Origin of the sequence: Lactobacillus acidophilus (genome assembly GCF_034298135.1) — a bacterium.
Lineage (GTDB): Bacteria > Bacillota > Bacilli > Lactobacillales > Lactobacillaceae > Lactobacillus > Lactobacillus acidophilus.
The window spans coordinates 494462-512077 of sequence record NZ_CP139575.1; the positions used below are offsets into that span (position 1 = coordinate 494462).

Annotated in this window: 19 protein-coding genes, 2 pseudogenes and 1 other annotated feature; of the genes and pseudogenes, 20 read left to right on the forward strand and 1 reads right to left on the reverse strand. The window is 34.8% G+C overall.

The genetic code is table 11. The features are described from left to right. Positions 1-54: 54 nt before the first annotated feature. The 3 genes and pseudogenes from SO785_RS02145 to SO785_RS02155 all read left to right on the forward strand — a co-directional run bounded on the left by SO785_RS02145 (position 55) and on the right by SO785_RS02155 (position 3082). A pseudogene (locus SO785_RS02145) lies at positions 55-1617 on the forward strand (peptide ABC transporter substrate-binding protein). A 12-nt stretch (positions 1618-1629) separates the two neighbouring features. Then, positions 1630-2829, forward strand: a pseudogene (locus SO785_RS02150) (amidohydrolase family protein). A gap of 73 nt (positions 2830-2902) precedes the next feature. Continuing rightward, the gene (locus SO785_RS02155) at positions 2903-3082 is read left to right on the forward strand and encodes a 2-hydroxymuconate tautomerase (RefSeq protein WP_003547962.1); all 180 of its coding nucleotides are present in this window, start codon (positions 2903-2905) and stop codon (positions 3080-3082) included. Between the two features lie 50 nt (positions 3083-3132). Here the strand turns inward: SO785_RS02155 and SO785_RS02160 are convergent, their stop codons facing one another. Beyond that, a complete protein-coding gene (locus SO785_RS02160) occupies positions 3133-4158 on the reverse strand; it encodes a branched-chain amino acid aminotransferase (protein ID WP_003547958.1) in 1026 nt (341 codons plus the stop codon). 130 nt (positions 4159-4288) lie between these two features. On the opposite strand from SO785_RS02160, the gene SO785_RS02165 reads away from it, so the two are divergent. The 17 genes from SO785_RS02165 to rpoZ all read left to right on the forward strand — a co-directional run bounded on the left by SO785_RS02165 (position 4289) and on the right by rpoZ (position 17583). Beyond that, positions 4289-5662, forward strand: a complete 1374-nt coding sequence (locus SO785_RS02165; RefSeq protein WP_011254421.1) for a DUF2325 domain-containing protein — start codon at positions 4289-4291, stop codon at positions 5660-5662. 86 nt (positions 5663-5748) lie between these two features. Further along, positions 5749-6585, forward strand: a complete 837-nt coding sequence (locus SO785_RS02170) for a YitT family protein (protein WP_003547954.1) — start codon at positions 5749-5751, stop codon at positions 6583-6585. Positions 6586-6657: 72 nt separating this feature from the next. Continuing rightward, positions 6658-6737 (forward strand) — a sequence feature (ribosomal protein L21 leader region). Between the two features lie 14 nt (positions 6738-6751). Continuing rightward, entirely contained in the window at positions 6752-7063 is a 312-nt protein-coding gene (gene rplU, locus SO785_RS02175) for a 50S ribosomal protein L21 (RefSeq protein WP_003547952.1), read from the forward strand. An 18-nt stretch (positions 7064-7081) separates the two neighbouring features. Beyond that, a complete protein-coding gene (gene rpmA / locus SO785_RS02180; RefSeq protein WP_011254420.1) occupies positions 7082-7372 on the forward strand; it encodes a 50S ribosomal protein L27 in 291 nt (96 codons plus the stop codon). A 124-nt stretch (positions 7373-7496) separates the two neighbouring features. After that, positions 7497-8606, forward strand: a complete 1110-nt coding sequence (locus SO785_RS02185; protein ID WP_003547949.1) for a M24 family metallopeptidase — start codon at positions 7497-7499, stop codon at positions 8604-8606. Positions 8607-8686: 80 nt separating this feature from the next. Beyond that, entirely contained in the window at positions 8687-9256 is a 570-nt protein-coding gene (gene efp / locus SO785_RS02190) for an elongation factor P (RefSeq protein ID WP_003547948.1), read from the forward strand. Positions 9257-9274: 18 nt separating this feature from the next. Further along, complete coding sequence (locus SO785_RS02195; RefSeq protein WP_003547946.1) at positions 9275-9709, forward strand: Asp23/Gls24 family envelope stress response protein; 435 nt, start codon at positions 9275-9277, stop codon at positions 9707-9709. After that, entirely contained in the window at positions 9709-10101 is a 393-nt protein-coding gene (nusB, locus tag SO785_RS02200) for a transcription antitermination factor NusB (protein WP_003547945.1), read from the forward strand. The genes SO785_RS02195 and nusB overlap by 1 nt, the downstream gene beginning before the upstream one ends. Before the next feature lie 293 nt (positions 10102-10394). Further along, positions 10395-11246 (forward strand): bifunctional methylenetetrahydrofolate dehydrogenase/methenyltetrahydrofolate cyclohydrolase, encoded by an 852-nt coding sequence (locus tag SO785_RS02205; protein ID WP_003547942.1) that lies wholly within the window; start codon positions 10395-10397, stop codon positions 11244-11246. Further along, entirely contained in the window at positions 11233-12600 is a 1368-nt protein-coding gene (xseA, locus tag SO785_RS02210; RefSeq protein ID WP_003547941.1) for an exodeoxyribonuclease VII large subunit, read from the forward strand. Before SO785_RS02205 ends, xseA begins: the two co-directional genes overlap by 14 nt. Then, on the forward strand, positions 12581-12823 hold the full coding sequence (locus SO785_RS02215; protein WP_003547938.1) for an exodeoxyribonuclease VII small subunit: 243 nt from the start codon (positions 12581-12583) through the stop codon (positions 12821-12823). Before xseA ends, SO785_RS02215 begins: the two co-directional genes overlap by 20 nt. Positions 12824-12825: 2 nt before the next feature. After that, positions 12826-13695, forward strand: a complete 870-nt coding sequence (locus tag SO785_RS02220) for a polyprenyl synthetase family protein (RefSeq protein ID WP_003547935.1) — start codon at positions 12826-12828, stop codon at positions 13693-13695. Then, positions 13696-14508: a TlyA family rRNA (cytidine-2'-O)-methyltransferase gene (locus tag SO785_RS02225; protein ID WP_003547933.1), complete on the forward strand. Its 813-nt coding sequence runs from the start codon at positions 13696-13698 to the stop codon at positions 14506-14508. Positions 14509-14518: 10 nt separating this feature from the next. Continuing rightward, the gene (gene recN, locus SO785_RS02230; protein WP_003547931.1) at positions 14519-16201 is read left to right on the forward strand and encodes a DNA repair protein RecN; all 1683 of its coding nucleotides are present in this window, start codon (positions 14519-14521) and stop codon (positions 16199-16201) included. After that, complete coding sequence (locus tag SO785_RS02235) at positions 16194-16631, forward strand: ASCH domain-containing protein (protein WP_003547930.1); 438 nt, start codon at positions 16194-16196, stop codon at positions 16629-16631. Before recN ends, SO785_RS02235 begins: the two co-directional genes overlap by 8 nt. A gap of 110 nt (positions 16632-16741) precedes the next feature. Then, entirely contained in the window at positions 16742-17356 is a 615-nt protein-coding gene (gmk, locus tag SO785_RS02240) for a guanylate kinase (protein ID WP_021874106.1), read from the forward strand. Between the two features lie 2 nt (positions 17357-17358). Continuing rightward, complete coding sequence (gene rpoZ, locus SO785_RS02245) at positions 17359-17583, forward strand: DNA-directed RNA polymerase subunit omega (protein ID WP_003547927.1); 225 nt, start codon at positions 17359-17361, stop codon at positions 17581-17583. Positions 17584-17616: the final 33 nt, after the last annotated feature.

Consider the following 17616-nt stretch of genomic DNA (forward strand, 5'->3'; position numbering starts at 1 on the left):
GTAGGGCGTTTTTTGTTTATTCAAGCTAAGGGAGAATAGAAATGAGGATGTTATATGAAAAAGTGGTTAAAATTGTTGGAAAGTAGTTTGGTTACTACAAGTGTAACAGCGGTTTTGTCTACCTGTTCAAATAATTCATCAGGGAATCAAAAATATGATAGGTCCTTATCTTGGATGACAACGTCAGAAATTCAAACACTTGATCAAACTAAAATGGTTGATACGACAAGTGGTGAGCAAGCCGATAATGTTTTTGAAGGTTTAAATCGCTTAGATAGTGATGGAAAAGTAAAACCAGGTGTGGCAACTAAATCAGTAGCAAGTAAAGACGGCAAAACCTGGACATTTACTTTCAGAAAGAATGCAAGATGGAGTAATGGAGATCAAGTTACTGCTAATGATTTCGTTTATGCATTACAAAGAACGTTAGATCCACGAACACAATCGCAACAACAAAATATCTACCAAGCAGTTAAAAATGCTAATGAAGTAGTGGCTGGTAAAACTTCACCTCATAATTTAGGAGTTAAGGCTAAAGATAGACATACTTTAGTAGTTCATCTTACGCATCCGGTACCATATTTTAAAACGATGACAGCATCAAATTGAACCCCGGTAAATGAAAAAGTAGCAAAAAGATATGGGAAAAAATATGGTACAGCTTCAAAATATGTAGTATATAATGGCCCATTTGTTAATAGCGGTTGGACTGGATCTAATTTAAATTGGAAGTTAAAGAAAAATAATTATTATTGGGATAAACAGAATGTCAAATTAAACACTATTAATTATAGTGTTCAAAAAACTCCGTCTACTGACTATAATCTTTACCAATCAGGAAACTTAGACGGTGCATTTTTAGATACACAAGCTTCAAAAGAGTTAAAACATCAAGAAGGATATCGTGTATTCAAATTAGATAGAACAGAATATTTGACTTATAGTCTCACTAAAAATAAGGATTTGGCTAATGTTAACTTGCGACGTGCAATTTCAATGGCCTTAAATAGAAAGGTTTTAGCGTCAACAGTTGGCGGAGCTAATACTCCAGCAACAACTTTTACAGGTCCGCAAGAAACTGTAGATGGTAAAAATTTTAATAAATACTTTGCACAAACTAATGCGACTAGTAAATATACAAATTATGATAAAGCGCAAGCAAGAAAATTATTAAATCTGGCATTAAAAGAATTGGGTAAATCAAAAGTGGAGTTTACTTTAGCTGGTGATGACGATGTTGTTTCTAAAAAAGTAATGGAATATGTTCAAAGTCAATTAGAGAGTACATTTACTAAAAAATGGTAATTAATGTTAAATCAATGCCTAAAACTACTCGTGTAAGTAATATGTTGAATGGAAATTATGATATTGGCTTTACAGGATTGACGACTAGTTATAATGATCCAAATTTGATCAATACTTAAGAGAATCGAATGAAGAAATGAATCCCAATAAACGATTAGAGAGTTTGGTAAAAGCAGAAGAAGTATTAGATGCGCAACAGCCGCTGACACCTTTATATCATGATGGACAAGCATGGATGGTTAGAAAAATGTTCATAATTTAGGATTCACTAGTGGGAACTTTAATTTTAGAAATACATATGTAACCAAATAGGAGAATAGAAGAATGAGTAAAACAGTTTTTAAGAATTGTAATTTGTTTGTAGGGACAAAAGATGAATTGCTACATAAGGCATGGTTCGTAGTTGACGAAGAAACGGGTAAGTTACTCCAAGTGGGAACAGGGACAAACCCGAAGGAAGATAAAAATGTTGACTTGCATGGTCAATATGTAATGTCTGGATTGATTAATGCTCATACACATGTAGGGTTGGTTAATGCAGCCAAAGAACATTATCCTGAGACTGAAACTTTGGTTACTTATAAGGCCTTAAAAGATTTAAAAAGTGGATTACGTGGGGGCGTTACATATATTAGAAGCTGTGGTGTAGCTTTTGATGTTGATGTTAAGCTAAATAAAATGAGGGATGCATATCCTTTTGAAGGACCTGAAATTGAACCGGCTGGGATGCCAATCTCTATATTAGGTGGCCATGCTGATCAGCCATTGGAAGATAATAAGTTAAATGTTGCTCACTTGGTTAATTCACCAGATGATGTGAGAAAAGCAGTGCGTGAGCAGTTTAAAAAAGGCCCTGAAAATATTAAATTAATGGCGATAGGTGGTGTTATGTCACAAGGTGATTAAATAGATGATACGGAACTTTCCTTGGAAGAAATGCAAATGGCAGTTAAAGAGGCACATTCTAAGCACATGACTGTATGTGCACATGCAGAAGGAAAAATGGAAATTCATTATGCTGTTGTTGCCGGAGTAGATTCTGTTGAGCATGGTTTTTATGTAAGTGATGAAGATATTGAATTAATGAAAAAACAAGGTACATTTTTATCACCAACGTTAATTGCTGGACATCAAATTGTGGAATATGGTAAAGGAAAAATGACCGATTTTTCATATCAGAAGATGTGTCAGCATGTAGAGGCATTTTATGAACATGTTGGTAAAGCAATTAAAGCAGGTGTTAAATTAGCGTTAGGAACCGATGCAGGCACATTTATGAATCCATTAGAAGATACTGCTAAAGAATTAAAAGAATTAACTAGAGCTGGTACAAGCAATTACCAAGCCTTACGTGCTGCAGGATTAGGATCTGCTGAATTATTAAAAATTGATCGAAATTATGGATCGCTTGAAGTTGGAAAATATGCAGATTTTTTAGTATTAAAGAATAATCCACTAACTGATGTAACGGCTGTTGAGCAAGTTGATAAGCAAGTTTATCAGCATGGTAAGCGAAAATATTAAAGATGAGTTCAATCTACAGCTGCAATTTTGTTATAATTGAAGAAAAAATTATAAAGATTGTGAGTTGGTAATTATGCCATTTGTACATATTGAATTAATCAAAGGTCGTTCAGACGAACAAATTACTAACTTGATGAAGGATGTTACTGAAGCGGTTCACAAGAATACTGGGGCTCCAAAGGAACACATCCACGTAATTATTAATGAATTGGGCAAGCATTCATACGGTCAAGGCGGAGAATGGAGAGCCTAGACAAAAAAGAAGTGATCCTCTGCTATGCAAAAGGTCACTTTTTTTGTTTATTAACTTAATTTAATTGTCCAGTTATATTTATCTTCTAAATCACCAAATTGAATACCTGTTAAAGTATCATATAATTTTTGGGTGATTGGACCAGCTTCTTTTTCATTACCGAAACTATATTTTTTATCTTGGTAAGTAAGTGAACCAACAGGTGAGATAACGGCAGCTGTTCCCATTGCACCGGCTTCTGCAAATTGATCAATGTTATCAATTGGAATTTTAGTCTCAATAGGATCAAGGCCAAGATCAGCAGCAATTTTTAAAATAGAGTGTTTAGTAATTGAAGGTAAGATTGAATCTGATTTTGGTGTTTGGAATTGACCATCTTTAGTAATGCCAAAGAAATTTGCACCACCGAATTCATCAATATATTTATGTTCTTTAGGATCTAAATATAATGCATCTGCAAAGCCAGCTTTTTTAGCTAGGAGTGAAGGCATTAAACTGCTGGCATAATTGCCTGCTGTTTTAGCTTGACCTGTACCATAAGGTGCGGCACGATCATAGTCACTAATTACATAAGGCATTGGGTTAAGCCCTTTAACATAAGCACCAACAGGAGTAGCATAAATTCTAAATTCGTAAGTTTCTGATGGAGCAACACCAACAATAGATTGAGTTCCCATCATAAATGGTCTGAGATAAAGTGTACCGCCAGATCCATATGGAGGTACAAATTCTTGATTGGCCAAAACAACTTGTTTGACTGCTTCAATAAATTTGTCTTCTGGATAAGGCTCCATTAAAAGACGCTCAGCTGATTTCGTCATTCTTTTGGCATTTTGATCAGGTCTGAATAAGTTAATACCGCCATCTTTTCTGCGATAAGCTTTTAAACCTTCGAAAATCTCTTGTCCGTAATGTAATTCTTCAGCAGCTTCATTGAATGTGATGGTAGAATCTGAAGTTAATTGTCCGCCTTGCCATTTACCATCTTGAAATTTATCAACCCAGCGGAAAGGTAAATCATGATATTTAAAACCTAAGTTATTCCAATCTAAGTCTTCAGGACGAGTTTTAGCCATGAGTGTTCCTCCTTAAAAATTATAATTTTAATAAAATTATAATCACTTGATATCATTAACGCAATTACTTATTTAAATTATAAAAAGTAAGTAATATAATATTTCAGTAAAAAATAAAAGTGGTGAAAATATGTACGACTATCGAAGTAATATTAAAGTGATTTTGAATAAAACTGACGCAGATGATAAGAGTTTAGCCAACAGTTTGAATGCAATTAAAGCAATCATTTCAATGGCAGAAGGTGGAGAGGTAGAGCAAAAGCCTAAAAATATTCCTTCTAAGCCTAAGAAAATAGTCAATACACAATCGATTGCACAAAGAAATGCTGACTTAAAGCAATTTAAGCAACTTTTATTAGGCTTAACTGAATTAATTGAAACTCCTGGTGATGATACTGCTAAAAAGAAATCTCTTGAAGCATTACATAAACTAACTTTTGTACCTGGTGTTGGTAAACGTTATGGAAGTGTTTTGGGCAGATTAGATCAAGCGATTCAAAAATCTAAGACAACTAAAGATGCGGTGAATAAAAAAATTTTTGAAGAAGCAATGAAGCCGAAAGAACAGCCTAAAAGAGATTATCGAAAAGGTAGACGTTATACAGTTATTCGTGCTCTTTCTGGTTGTAATTTGATTAATGATAATGGACAAATTGTTTACCGAATAAAAGAATCGCAAATTCACTCACTTAATTTAAAGAGTGGTGATATTGTTGAAGCAATTGAAACCCAAAATAATCCTAATTATGAAGCTGAAGTACTAAGAGTAGTAGGTTATCGTAAGTTAAGAACACGTGATTATGATCCAATTGAAGAATTTCGTTATGCTGTTGTTCAAGGTAAAGCAGGACAACTAGCAATTACTCGTAATATTAAAGGTGAAAAACTACGTATTCGCGGCAAAGATATTACTATTCCGGTCGATTCTAGTTATTATCAAGGTGAAAATATTCATCTTGAGGATGGTTCTATTGTGGATTTGGCCTGGTATACAGGTGATGTACGAATTAAGAAAAATCCTAGTGATGCGGTTCAAATTCGCTGGATTTATCAAGTTGATCCTCCCAAACAATCAGATTTATCCTATAAAAAGAAAGATAAAAGTAAGGATAGTAAGCAAGAAGAATTTACTAAACTTGATATGAATCTTCACTATCAAAGAGTTGGGATTGCTATTGGTGACAACCAAAATGAAGGGATTTTAGAGGGGATAGTCACTAGATATAATGGTATTCCTATTCCGATCGATGCCTTTGAAGGTAAAAAGAAGGTCATGGAAAGACAAATCAAAGAACTTGATATTGTGATTTTGATGACGGCATATGCTGCTCATGACGCAACTTGGAATATTCAAGAATTTGCTTCTAAATATGGAGTAAAATTTGCGGTTTCTTCATCTAAAGGATATCGTTCATTTGAACGGGCACTTTACAGAGCTGAAAATGGCTTACCGGCATATGAGGGTACTCAATCAATTGAATATAAACAGGAAGAAATTAAATAATTTATTAATATTATTTTAATTTGTTGTGGCGAGATATATTTTTTCGTTAAAATAGAATTACTAACTAAAAGAAAGGACGCTTACTGATGAAAAACATTAAACAACGTTCCTGGATAAAAGGGCTAGTATTTTTAGCGGGACTTGAAATTATAGCAATAGCAATTAATTTCTTTTATGGACCAATCAATATTGCTGCTGGAGGATCTACCGGTATTTCAATTTTGATTGATGCTGTTTGGGGAGTTAACCGCTCAATAACTGTTTTTATTGTTAATGGTTTAATGCTGATATTAGCCGCAATTTTTTTAGGTAAAAAAGTAACCAAAAATGTGGCAGCAGGTAGTTTGTTATTACCAATCTTAATGGAGATTACCCCTAGTTTTGAAATAACTAGCAATAAATTGCTAGCTGTAATATATGGTGGAGCTTTAATGGGATTTGGTATTTCACTTCTTTATCGTGTTAATGCATCAAGTGGTGGAACAACGATCCCACCGATGATTTTAAAAAAGTATTTTTATTTGAATCCAGCAACCACGCTTACAATTATTGACATGATTATAATTTTCTTGAATATTTTCGTAGATGGTTGGAATGCTTTTCTTTTAGCAGCTTTGTCACAAGTAGTTACGGCAATTACGATGCGCTACACGGAGACTGGTTTTGATAAAAAGTATCAAGTACGTATTATGTCAAATAAATATCTTGAACAAATTCAGGATATGTTAAAAGACGAGTATCAAGGATTAACAATTTATAATGTTGTTGGTGGCTATAGCGATGAAGATAAACGTCAGTTGTTAATCGTGGTTGATACGCGTGATTATGGTCCATTGATTTCTAAAATTCATGCAATTGATCAAGATGCATTTATTATTACTGAAAATGTAGCTAAAGTTCATGGTGGTCAATGGGGGATATAAACTAAATTTTTAAAATTATTGATATCAATTGAAAAGCGTTGTATCATATAGGAGTTGTATTTGTGGAGACCTCCACATCTGCAACCGCACGGCTAGGGTTAGAAGACTTCTTGAGTAAGAAGCACCCCAGTTCGGCGAGTCTAAGTATTTTTTCGGAGGTGTACAAATGTACGCAATTATTAAGACCGGTGGTAAGCAATACAAAGTTGCAGAAGGCGACAGCGTATTTGTAGAAAAGCTTGATGCTGCAGAAGGTAGCGAAGTAACTTTTGACGAAGTTATCCTTGTTGCTAATGGTGACGATGTTAAGGTTGGTACTCCATTAGTAGATGGTGCTAAGGTAACTGCTAAAGTTGAAAAGCAAGGCAAGGAAAAGAAAGTTGTAACTTTCAAGTACAAGCCTAAGAAGCACTCACACAGCAAGTATGGTCACCGTCAACCTTATACTAAGGTTACAGTTGAAAAGATTGAAGCTTAATTCAGAGGTGAAATGAATATGAATATTTTAGGTATGAAATTATTTGCCCACCACAAGGGGGGCGGTTCTACTGCCAACGGTCGTAACTCAGCTGGTCGTCGTTTAGGCGCTAAGGCTGGTGACGGTCAAGAAATCCACGCAGGTTCAATTATTTACCGTCAACGTGGTACTAAGATTCACCCAGGCAAGAACGTAGGTCAAGGTGGAGACGACACTTTATTTGCACTTGTTAACGGCGTTGTTAAGTTTGAACGTCTTGGCAAGTACAAGAAGCAAGTTTCTGTATACCCAGCTGAAGAAGCTAAGTAATTCAGATAAGAAGAATAAGGCGAGTAGCATTGAGCCACCCGCCTTTTTTCATGCCTTTTCTGTGTATTAAATTATATAATTTTAGTATAATTAATTAAAAATTAATATGAAGAAGGTCTAGGGCATGGAAGAACGACAAGAATTACTTACTTTAATTAATAATCGAATTGATCAAGTTACCTCTTTAGTTAAAGAACATGATGCTGATGCAATGATTATTTTTAATCAAGCAAATTATCGTTACTTAACTAACTTTACTGGTGAAGAAGCACAGCTTATTTTAAATGCTAATGGTGATCGTACTCTTTTATCAGATTCACGATTTGCAGGACAAATTAAGGCCCAGGCTCCCGGTGAATTGAATGTAGTAATGAAACGTTCAAGTGATTATGAAGAACTAACTAAAGCACTTAAAAAAATGAACGTTAAGAAAGTTTTAGTAGAGGGTGAATTTGTTTCAGCTAGCGAATATGAAAAATTGAAGGAATTAAATCCTGATATTAAATTTGAAATGGTTGAAGAATTAGTTGAACGTGTTCGTAATGTTAAAGATGAACTTGAAATAGCTGCATTACGCAGAGCAATCGATATTTCCATGGAAAGCTTTAAAGCAATCTTACCAATGATTAAGCCAGGAGTAAAAGAACGAGCAGTTGGTGCGAAATTGGATTATTTGTTTAAGGTCAATGGTGGCGATGGCCCAGATTTTGAAACCATTATTGCTTCAGGAGTACGTTCAGCTTGGGCTCATGGTGTTGCTAGTGATAAAGAAATTGAAGAAGGCGACATGATCGTTATCGATTTTGGTAGTTTTTATCATGGTTATGCTGCAGATATAACCAGAACTGTTGCATTAGGTGAAGTCGATTCTGAAATGCATAAAATTTATAATATTGTTCATGAAGCACAACGTCGCGGCATCGAAGCTGCAGTAGTAGGCAATACTGGTCGTGATGTTGATAAAGCAGCACGTGATTACATTACTGAACAAGGATATGGAGAATATTTTGGCCATGGAATTGGTCACGGAATCGGTCTAGAAATTCACGAATTATGTCAACCGGCTTTGCCATTCAGAACTACTAAACTGGTGAACAATATGGTTCATACAGTTGAACCTGGGATTTATTTACCAGATAAAGGCGGAGTTAGAATTGAAGACGATATTTTAGTGAATGGTGAAACACCAGAAACTCTGTCAACTTTGCCCAAAGATGAATTAATTTCTTTATAGATAACATTTTAATAGGCTGAAGTTATAGCCAAATCTGTTTAAGATTGGTAAGATATAGTAGTAGAAATGAGGGACTTAATATGACAATGATTTCAGTAAACGAATTCAAGAATGGTTTGACTATTCAATACAATAACGATTTATGGCGTATTGTAGAATTCCAACACGTAAAACCAGGTAAAGGTAGTGCTTTTGTTCGTTCAAAGCTTAAGAGTTTGAGAACAGGTGCTGTACAAGAATATACTTTCCGTTCAACTGCTAAGGTTGAAACTGCAGATATTCAAACTAAGTCAATGCAATACTTGTACAATGATGGTTCAAGTTATGTATTTATGGATACTAGCACTTATGACCAATTGGCTATTCCAAATGAACAAATTGGTGATGAAGCTAACTACTTACTTGAAAACATGGTTGTTAGTGTAATTACTCACGAAGGTGAAACTTTGGGTATCCAATTACCTAATACAGTTGATTTGAAGGTTGCTAAGACCGAACCTAACATTAAGGGTGATACTTCATCAGGTGGTGGTAAGCCAGCTACTATGGAAACTGGTTTAGTAGTTAACGTACCATTCTTTATTAATGAAGGTGACGTATTAACTATTAATACTTCTGATGGTACATATGTATCACGTGCAAATAAGTAGTTTTTTGAGGTAAACAAAATGGCAGATAGTTCAAAGATTCTCTTAAGTGGTGAAGAAAACAGCGAACAAATTAAAATTGATCCAAGTGTTCTAGAAGTTATTTTGGGTATTGCTGCTGAAAAAGTTGATGGTGTCGCAGGAATGCGTGGTAACTTAAAGTCTGGCCTAAATTGGGTACTTGGCCGTGAAGATCATGGTAAAGGTGTCAATGTTAAAGTCGATGAAGACAATAAGTTAATTGCTGATGTTTACGTTTTTCTTGAAAGTGGCGTAAATGTTCCTAAGGTTGGGATTGAACTTCAAAAGAAATTGAAGACCCAATTACTACAAATGACTGATCTTGAACTTAAGTCAATTAATATTCATGTTGTAGGTTTAATTTTCCCAGAAGATGAAGAAGATACTGAGGAAAACACCTCAGAGCTGTTTCCGGAGGATGAAGTAGAGAAATAATGAACCAACACGAAAGTCGCAAAGTTGCTATGCAAGCAGTATATTTGGCTAATCAAGAGCCAGATCTAAATGCTGAAGAGGTTGAAGCAAAAGTCGTTGCAACACTTAATTTAAACCAGCTTTCTGCTTATTCTAAGAAACTGATTGAAGGCGTACTTGAAAATCGTGAAGATTTACAGTCTGAACTAACTAGTCATTTAAAGAAAGGCTGGCGTCTTGAACGTGTAAGTCAAACTATTGTTGCTATTATGGAAATTGCACTTTTTGAAATTAAAAATAGTGATGAAATTGAACCTAAAGCAGCAGTTAATGAAGCTTTGAATTTATGTGACGAATTTGCTGAGCCAAAGGAAAAGCCATTTATTAATGGTATGTTAGCAAACTTTGTTTAACAGAAATACTCATCAATCTTTGTTTTTAATTAAAGACTGATAGAGCTTTAATATATTTTCTCTTCTGCAAATTTAGTAGTAGTGAAAATATTTTTGTCGTGAAAATGACAGTTCAAAAAATCTGCAGACAACCCGCAGATTAAAAATACTTGGATGATCATCTAAGTAAGTTGGTGTTCTTGCCAGCAAAAGCTCTCAAGCTACCAAATTCTAGAATTTATTCTAGAGTGGTTGACTAACGATTAATAGCCGGCATATTGCCGGCTATTTTTTTAATAAAAAAGGAGAATTTAATGGGAAAAATTTTGGATGGTAAATTTGTTGCAAACTTGTTAGGAGAAAAACTTAAAGAAAAAGTTAAGGATTTAAAAGAAGAGGGGATAACGCCACATTTTTGCGTAATAAATATTGGTGATGATCCTGCAAGCAAAATTTATGTACGTACTAAAAAAAGACGTGCAGAAAAAATGGGGATTATTCAGGATATTTATCAACTTCCTGCTGATACTAAGCAAGAAGTTGCCTTGAATTTAATCGATAAGTTAAATGAAGATCCTGATATTAATGGTGTAATGGTACAGCTTCCAGCTCCTGAACAAATCGATGCAGATGAATTGCTTGAAAGAATTGATCCTAATAAAGACGTTGATGGTTTAACCCCTTCAAATATTGGTCGCATTTGGATGGAAAATCATTTTATTGAGCCGGCTACTGCTGAAGGCATCATTGCATTACTTAAGTATTATAAAATTCTATTAAAAGGTAAAAATGTAGTGGTTATTGGTCGCAGTAATATTGTTGGTAAACCCGTTGCTGCACTGATGCTTGAACAAAATGCCACTGTAACAATTGCTCATTCTGAGACTGAAAATTTGGCTGAGTTGACTAGAAATGCAGATATTATTGTTTCAGCAACTGGGCAAGCATTTTTGGTGACAGAAGATATGGTAAAAGATGGTGTAGTAGTTGTTGATGTGGGTATGAATCATGTTAACGGCAAGTTAGTTGGTGACGTTGATTTTGAAAATGTAAAGAAAAAAGCTAGTTATATTACTCCGGTCCCTGGCGGTGTTGGTCCTCTTACAGTACAATTTTTAATGGAAGCAGTAGTTAAATTAACTAGGAGACAAAATGGCCGAGAATAAATATTTAACGGTTACAGATTTAAATTATTATATTACGCAAAAATTTAAAAATGATCCGTACTTGCACAAGGTATTTTTGCAAGGGGAATTATCTAATTTTCGTTATCGGCGTAATTCGCACCAGTATTTTTCATTAAAAGATGAAAAATCAAAAATTAATGTAGTAATGTTCCGTTCCTATTTTGATAAAGTTAAATTCAAACCTGAAGAGGGAATGAAGGTTTATGTTACTGGTTATGTAAGTGTATATGGTCCGCAAGGATCTTATCAGTTTTATGCAGAAAATATGGAGCCTGCAGGCTTAGGTGCTTTGTATGAACAATTAAAGCAACTTCAGGTCAAATTGGCTAAAGAAGGATTATTTAACCCAGAACATAAAAAGAAAATACCTCGTTTTCCAGATAGAATTGCTGTCGTTACAAGTGCATCTGGAGCCGTAATTCACGATATAATGGTAACTGCTAATCGGCGTTTCCCACATGCTGAAATTGATTTGTTTCCAGCTCAAGTTCAAGGTGATACTGCAGCAGAATCTTTAGTAAGAGCAATGCGGCAAATTGCTGCTGAAGGAGATAAATACGATGTAATGATTATCGGACGTGGGGGTGGATCTCTTGAGGATCTATGGCCATTTAACGAAGAAGAAGTAGTGCGGCAAGTTTATAATATGCAAATGCCAGTTATTTCTTCAGTAGGGCATGAAACAGATACTACATTATGTGATTTGGTGGCCGATGCGCGCGCTGCTACACCAACTGCTGCAGCAGAATATGCTACTCCTAATTTAATGGATGAATTAGCTGGGATTCACCAATTACAGAGTCGTCTATTTTCTAGTATGCAAACTATTATTCGTCAAAAGCGTGATCGACTTAATCGAATTCAAAATTCTATTATTATGCGAGAACCTACACGACTTTATGATCAGCAAATAGAAACAGTTGATCGTTTAAAGCAGCGTTTGCAAAATAGTATGCAAAATAAGTTAGATCATTCAAAGCAAGATTATCGCTTGTTAAACCAAAGATTATTTGCGGTAAATCCAGATAAGCAAATTAATCAAATGAAGCAACAAAGACTCTTTTTGGCCAAGCGCTTATCTGATAATATGCAACATTATTTAAAAGACAAAAGGAATATTTTCGCGCAGATTGTTCAACAACTGGATGATTATAGTCCACTAAAAACATTAGAGCGAGGATTTGTTTATACTACTGATCGTGATGGAAAGACAATTAGTTCCGTTAAACAAGTTAATAAAAATGATTCTTTAAATCTTCACTTTAAAGATGGTCAAGTTGCGGCAAAAGTTGTAGAAGTAAAGGAAGAAAAAAATGCCAACGAAGAAAAATAATTTTGAAGAACAATTGAATGAGTTAGAAAAAATCGTGACTAATCTTGAAAATGGTAACGTTCCATTAGAAGATGCTTTAAAAGAATTTCAAGAAGGCGTAAAAATTAGTCGTGATCTAGATAAAAAATTAACCAATGCTGAACAAACAGTAGCTAAATTAATTGATAGTGACGGTACTGAACATAACTTAGATCCAAATAATGCATCGGCTCCAGAGGAATAATTATGACAGCTTTTACTTATTTTAAAGATGAATGGACACCTGTAATTGACAATTATCTAGCTAAGCATTTAGCTTCAGAAATTGATGATCAAAAAATTAGTCAAATAATGTCATATTCAGTTATGGCAGGAGGGAAACGTTTAAGACCTTTACTTTTTTTAGCTACTTTAAATGCATTAGGTAAAAAGATTGAAGAATCTGAAATTAGACTTGCTTGTGGTATTGAATTAATTCACACATATTCATTGATTCATGATGATTTGCCTGCAATGGATAATGATGATTATCGCCGTGGCAAGTTAACTAGCCATAAAAAATGGGGTGAAGCAGAGGCGATTTTGGCTGGGGATGCTTTATTACCACTTGGAGTTCAATGGATTGCAGAAGGCAGCAATTCTTCAGAGTTAGTTATTATGATCACTAAAGCTATTGGAGCTAACGGTATGGTTGGCGGTCAATATTTGGATATTGATTCAACTAATAATGCTAGTGTTGCTGATGATGAAAAGTTCATCAATAAGATGGAATGGTTAAAAACCGGCTGTTTAATTCAAGCAAGTGTAGAAATGGCCGCAGTTTATGCCAAAGCTAGTGATATTGAACAAGTTAAATTAGTTGATTTTGCTAAAACTTTTGGTCGTTCATATCAAATATATGATGATCTGGTTGATGTTGTTGAAACAAGCGAAGAAGCTGGTAAAGCAACACATAAAGATGAAGAAGAGGGCAAAAATAATACGCTGACTTTACTTGGAATAGAAAAAAGTCGCAAAGAACTTAAAGATTTGATTAGTCAGGCTAAAGCTGATTTACATGGAATCAATAATGAAGTATTGCTTGGTTTTTTAGATCTATATCATAAGGTGTTATAAATGGCAAAACAAAGAGCAGACGTTTTATTAGCAGAGCAAGGAATTTTTCATTCTAGATCTGCTGCACAAAGAGCAATTATGGCAGGACTTGTTTCTGATCATAATCATCAAAGAATAGACAAAAGCGGGACCAAGTTTCCTGAAGATGAAAAGTTCTATGTGAAAGATGATGGCAAAAAATATGTTTCTCGAGGCGGCTTTAAATTAGAAAAAGCTTTGAAGGTATTTAACATTAATCTAAAAGATAAAATTTGTTTAGATATTGGTGCATCAACCGGTGGATTTACTGATGTAGCTTTGCAAAATGGTGCTAAGATGGTTTATGCCTTAGATGTTGGTTATAATCAATTGGCTTGGCAGCTTCGGGATGATCCGCGTGTAGTAGTAATGGAAAAACAGAATTTTCGTTATTCCAAGCCTGAAGATTTCGATCAAGGATTGCCAGATTTTGCAATGACAGATGTATCATTTATTTCACTTGATTTAATCATGCCACCAATGTATGCAATCTTAAAAGATCAATGTGATGCAGTTTGTTTGATTAAGCCCCAATTTGAAGCAGGTCCAGAAAATGTAGGTAAGCATGGAATTGTTCATGATCATGAAGTGCATAAGCAAGTAATTGAGCATACTATGCAAGAAGCTTTGAAAATCGGCTTTAATGTTTTAGGTGTCGATTATTCTCCAATTAAGGGCGGCAAAGGTAATATTGAGTTTTTGATTCATTTACAAAAAGATGAAGCAAATGGTAGCCGCAATTTGTGGCAAGGTAAACCAGAGGAGATTGTTGAACGTGCCGTAAACGGTCTTTAGGAGTGAAGATATGTTAGTCGAACTAGATATCCAAAATTTTGCTATTATCAAAAGTTTGAAGGTTCGCTTTCAAGAAAGAATGACTGTAATTATCGGAGAAACGGGTGCAGGTAAATCGATTATTATTGATGCTGTTTCTCTTTTAATGGGTGGACGTGGTCAAAAAGAAATGGTTCGTTCAGGAGAAAAAAAGGCAGTAATTACAGGCTTATTTGAATTAGATAATCAAAAAGAAGAAATAGCACGACTTTGTGATCAATATGGTTTACCTCATGATGATGATCAATTGGTTATTAGCCGAGAGTTGGCAGTTAAAGGTAGAAATATAGTACGAATTAATGGACAACTTACTACAATTAATGTGTTGCGTGAACTTGGAAATTATTTAGTAGATATTCATGGTCAGCATGATCAGCAAGTTTTGATGAATCAAGATCGGCAAATCGATTTGGTAGATAATTATGCTCCAGCTAAGTTTAAAGAAGACTTAGAAGAATATCAGGCTGATTTTGATAAATGGCAAAAGTTGACTAATCAATTACGGCATTTGCGTCAAGATGCACAAGAACTTGCCCAAAAACAAGATATTTTACAGTTTCAAAATAACGAATTGGAAGCAGCTGATTTAGAGGACCCGCAAGAAGATGAAAAGCTAGAAGAAGAATATAATGAGCTGAATAATTTCCAGAAAATTGCAGATACAGCTAGTTATTTTATGCAGCTTTATGATGATGATGAACATGGAATTGCGACTTTGCTGGGTGATGCCCAAAATGCTGCAACAGATTTAACGGAATTTGGCTCAAAGTTTAAGGATTTTGCTAAAACTGTTGATGACGGTGTATATGCGTTAAATGATGCACGAAGTGAATTATCTAATTTAATGGATCAAATGGACTTTGATGAAGAAAGATTTCAATATGTTACCAATCGATTAGATACTTTGAATTCATTAAAGAAAAAGTACGGTCCAACTCTAAAAGATGTTTTTACATTTTACGATAAAGTAAAGAGGGAATTAAGTCAGTTTGAAACTGGTGGTCTTGATGAAGAAAAACTTCAAGGCGAAGTTGCAGAGTTAGAAGAAAAGATGTCTAGGAAAGCGCGTGAACTACATCTAACCCGTGAGCGGGTAGCACATTCTTTAGAGGAACAAATAAAGCAAGAATTAGCTGATTTGTATATGGAAAAGGCAAGATTTTCAATTAATTTTGAAGAAACTAAAACTTTTACTGAAAAAGGAACAGATTCAATTGTCTTTTTAATAGCTCCTAACCCTGGTGAAGATTTGATGCCATTGGTAAAGATAGTTTCTGGTGGTGAGCAATCAAGATTGATTCTTGCTCTTAAATCTATTTTTAGTCGAGTTGAACCAGTTGGTACTATGATTTTTGATGAAATTGACACTGGTGTATCAGGACGTGTTTCAGCTGCCATAGGAAAGAAAATGCATGCTATAGGACATAATAAACAGGTAATTGCAATTACTCATTCACCTCAAGTTGCAGCAGCTGGTGACCAACGCTATTTAGTAGCTAAAAAAGTTAAAGATGGTGCTACATTTACTCAGATTGGACCTTTGAGTAAAGAAGAAACCATAACAGCTATTGCTCAGATGATGGCTGGACAAAATGTAACTGATGCAGCCAAAAAGAATGCTGCGGATTTAATTAAAAGTATAAAAGATGAATAGTATTAATAAATTTTGGATCGATTTTTGTCAAAAACATCACATTAGTCCTAATGCTTTAGAAGGCGCTTATGCATATGGCGCTAATAGTCAAGATGCTGATATATTAAGTGATTTAATTAATCGAAAAATTAAAACAGCTACTACTAGTGTATATGATCATAATGAAGATGTGCCTACAGTAGGGATGTATTCAATAGTTTTAAATGGCAAAAATGAACCGGTTTGTGTAATTCAAAATAAAACCGTTGAAATAATGCCCTTTAAAAATGTAAGTGCTGAACACGCCTATTTAGAAGGTGAAGGAGATCGCAGTTACGAATATTGGTATAAAGTACATAAAAAATTCTTTACTTGGGAATGCAAAGAAGCAGGAAAAGATTTTACTGAAGATACTGAAGTTGTTTGCGAAACCTTTATAAAAGTTGATTAATTATTTTTATAAAGTAAGCGTTTGTCATGACTAATATAGAACGTGAAAACTTGAAAAATAGCTAATTTTAGTGCAAACTAGATATATTAAGTTACTAAGAGGAGTTCAGCATGGCAGATAAAGGTTTATTACTCGTGCTTTCCGGTCCCTCAGGAGTCGGTAAAGGGACTGTCAAAAGCGCTATAGTCGAAAACAAAGTCTTTCCGTTTGAACATTCAGTTTCAATGACAACTCGTAAACCTCGTCCAGGTGAAGTTAATGGTAAAGACTATTACTTTGTTAGTGAAGGGCGTTTTAAAGAAGCTATTAATAATGGTGAATTATTAGAATATAATAATTATGTTGGCCATTATTACGGTACGCCCCTTGGTCCCGTAAAAGAAATGTTGCATGAGGGCAAGGACGTTTTACTTGAAATTGATGTTAATGGTGCACAAAAAGTTCGTGAGAAGATGCCGGATGGGGTATTTATCTTTTTAACCCCACCTGATCTTCACACATTGCATTTACGTCTTGAACATCGTGGTACTGAATCAGAAGATGTAATTCGGGGACGTATTAAGCAAGCCAGAAATGAAATTCTGGAAATGGAAGACTATGACTATGCAGTAGTAAATGATACGGTTGCTAATGCAGTAGACCATATTAAGGCAATTGTTGATGCAGAACATGTCAGTGTTAAGCGTGTAATTGATGACTATCGTAAAATGGTCGAGGAGGATTAATTATGAGAATTACTTACCCATCTATTGATAAATTATTGTCACGTGTTGATTCACGTTATTCATTATCTGTTCTTGCTGCTAAAAGAGCACATGAACTTGAAGCAGGTGACCCACCAACATTAGAACACTTCAAATGTGATAAAGCAGTTGGCAAAGCTCTTGAGGAAATTGCCGCTGGTAAAGTTACAGTTGACCCAGCTCATGCCGAGGTTAATCTCGAAGATTAATTTATTGACCTTCATCCTAATGGGTGGAGGTCT

Coding starts and splice junctions, on each gene's coding strand:
- rplU (WP_003547952.1), top strand. CDS start 6,752: ATGTACGCAATTATTAAGACCGGTGGTAAGCAATACAAAGTTGCAGAA.
- SO785_RS02160 (WP_003547958.1), bottom strand. CDS start 4,158: ATGGCTAAAACTCGTCCTGAAGACTTAGATTGGAATAACTTAGGTTTT.
- efp (WP_003547948.1), top strand. CDS start 8,687: ATGACAATGATTTCAGTAAACGAATTCAAGAATGGTTTGACTATTCAA.
- nusB (WP_003547945.1), top strand. CDS start 9,709: ATGAACCAACACGAAAGTCGCAAAGTTGCTATGCAAGCAGTATATTTG.
- SO785_RS02225 (WP_003547933.1), top strand. CDS start 13,696: ATGGCAAAACAAAGAGCAGACGTTTTATTAGCAGAGCAAGGAATTTTT.
- recN (WP_003547931.1), top strand. CDS start 14,519: ATGTTAGTCGAACTAGATATCCAAAATTTTGCTATTATCAAAAGTTTG.
- SO785_RS02205 (WP_003547942.1), top strand. CDS start 10,395: ATGGGAAAAATTTTGGATGGTAAATTTGTTGCAAACTTGTTAGGAGAA.
- xseA (WP_003547941.1), top strand. CDS start 11,233: ATGGCCGAGAATAAATATTTAACGGTTACAGATTTAAATTATTATATT.
- rpmA (WP_011254420.1), top strand. CDS start 7,082: ATGAATATTTTAGGTATGAAATTATTTGCCCACCACAAGGGGGGCGGT.
- SO785_RS02155 (WP_003547962.1), top strand. CDS start 2,903: ATGCCATTTGTACATATTGAATTAATCAAAGGTCGTTCAGACGAACAA.
- gmk (WP_021874106.1), top strand. CDS start 16,742: ATGGCAGATAAAGGTTTATTACTCGTGCTTTCCGGTCCCTCAGGAGTC.
- SO785_RS02215 (WP_003547938.1), top strand. CDS start 12,581: ATGCCAACGAAGAAAAATAATTTTGAAGAACAATTGAATGAGTTAGAA.
- SO785_RS02170 (WP_003547954.1), top strand. CDS start 5,749: ATGAAAAACATTAAACAACGTTCCTGGATAAAAGGGCTAGTATTTTTA.
- rpoZ (WP_003547927.1), top strand. CDS start 17,359: ATGAGAATTACTTACCCATCTATTGATAAATTATTGTCACGTGTTGAT.
- SO785_RS02220 (WP_003547935.1), top strand. CDS start 12,826: ATGACAGCTTTTACTTATTTTAAAGATGAATGGACACCTGTAATTGAC.
- SO785_RS02195 (WP_003547946.1), top strand. CDS start 9,275: ATGGCAGATAGTTCAAAGATTCTCTTAAGTGGTGAAGAAAACAGCGAA.
- SO785_RS02165 (WP_011254421.1), top strand. CDS start 4,289: ATGTACGACTATCGAAGTAATATTAAAGTGATTTTGAATAAAACTGAC.
- SO785_RS02185 (WP_003547949.1), top strand. CDS start 7,497: ATGGAAGAACGACAAGAATTACTTACTTTAATTAATAATCGAATTGAT.
- SO785_RS02235 (WP_003547930.1), top strand. CDS start 16,194: ATGAATAGTATTAATAAATTTTGGATCGATTTTTGTCAAAAACATCAC.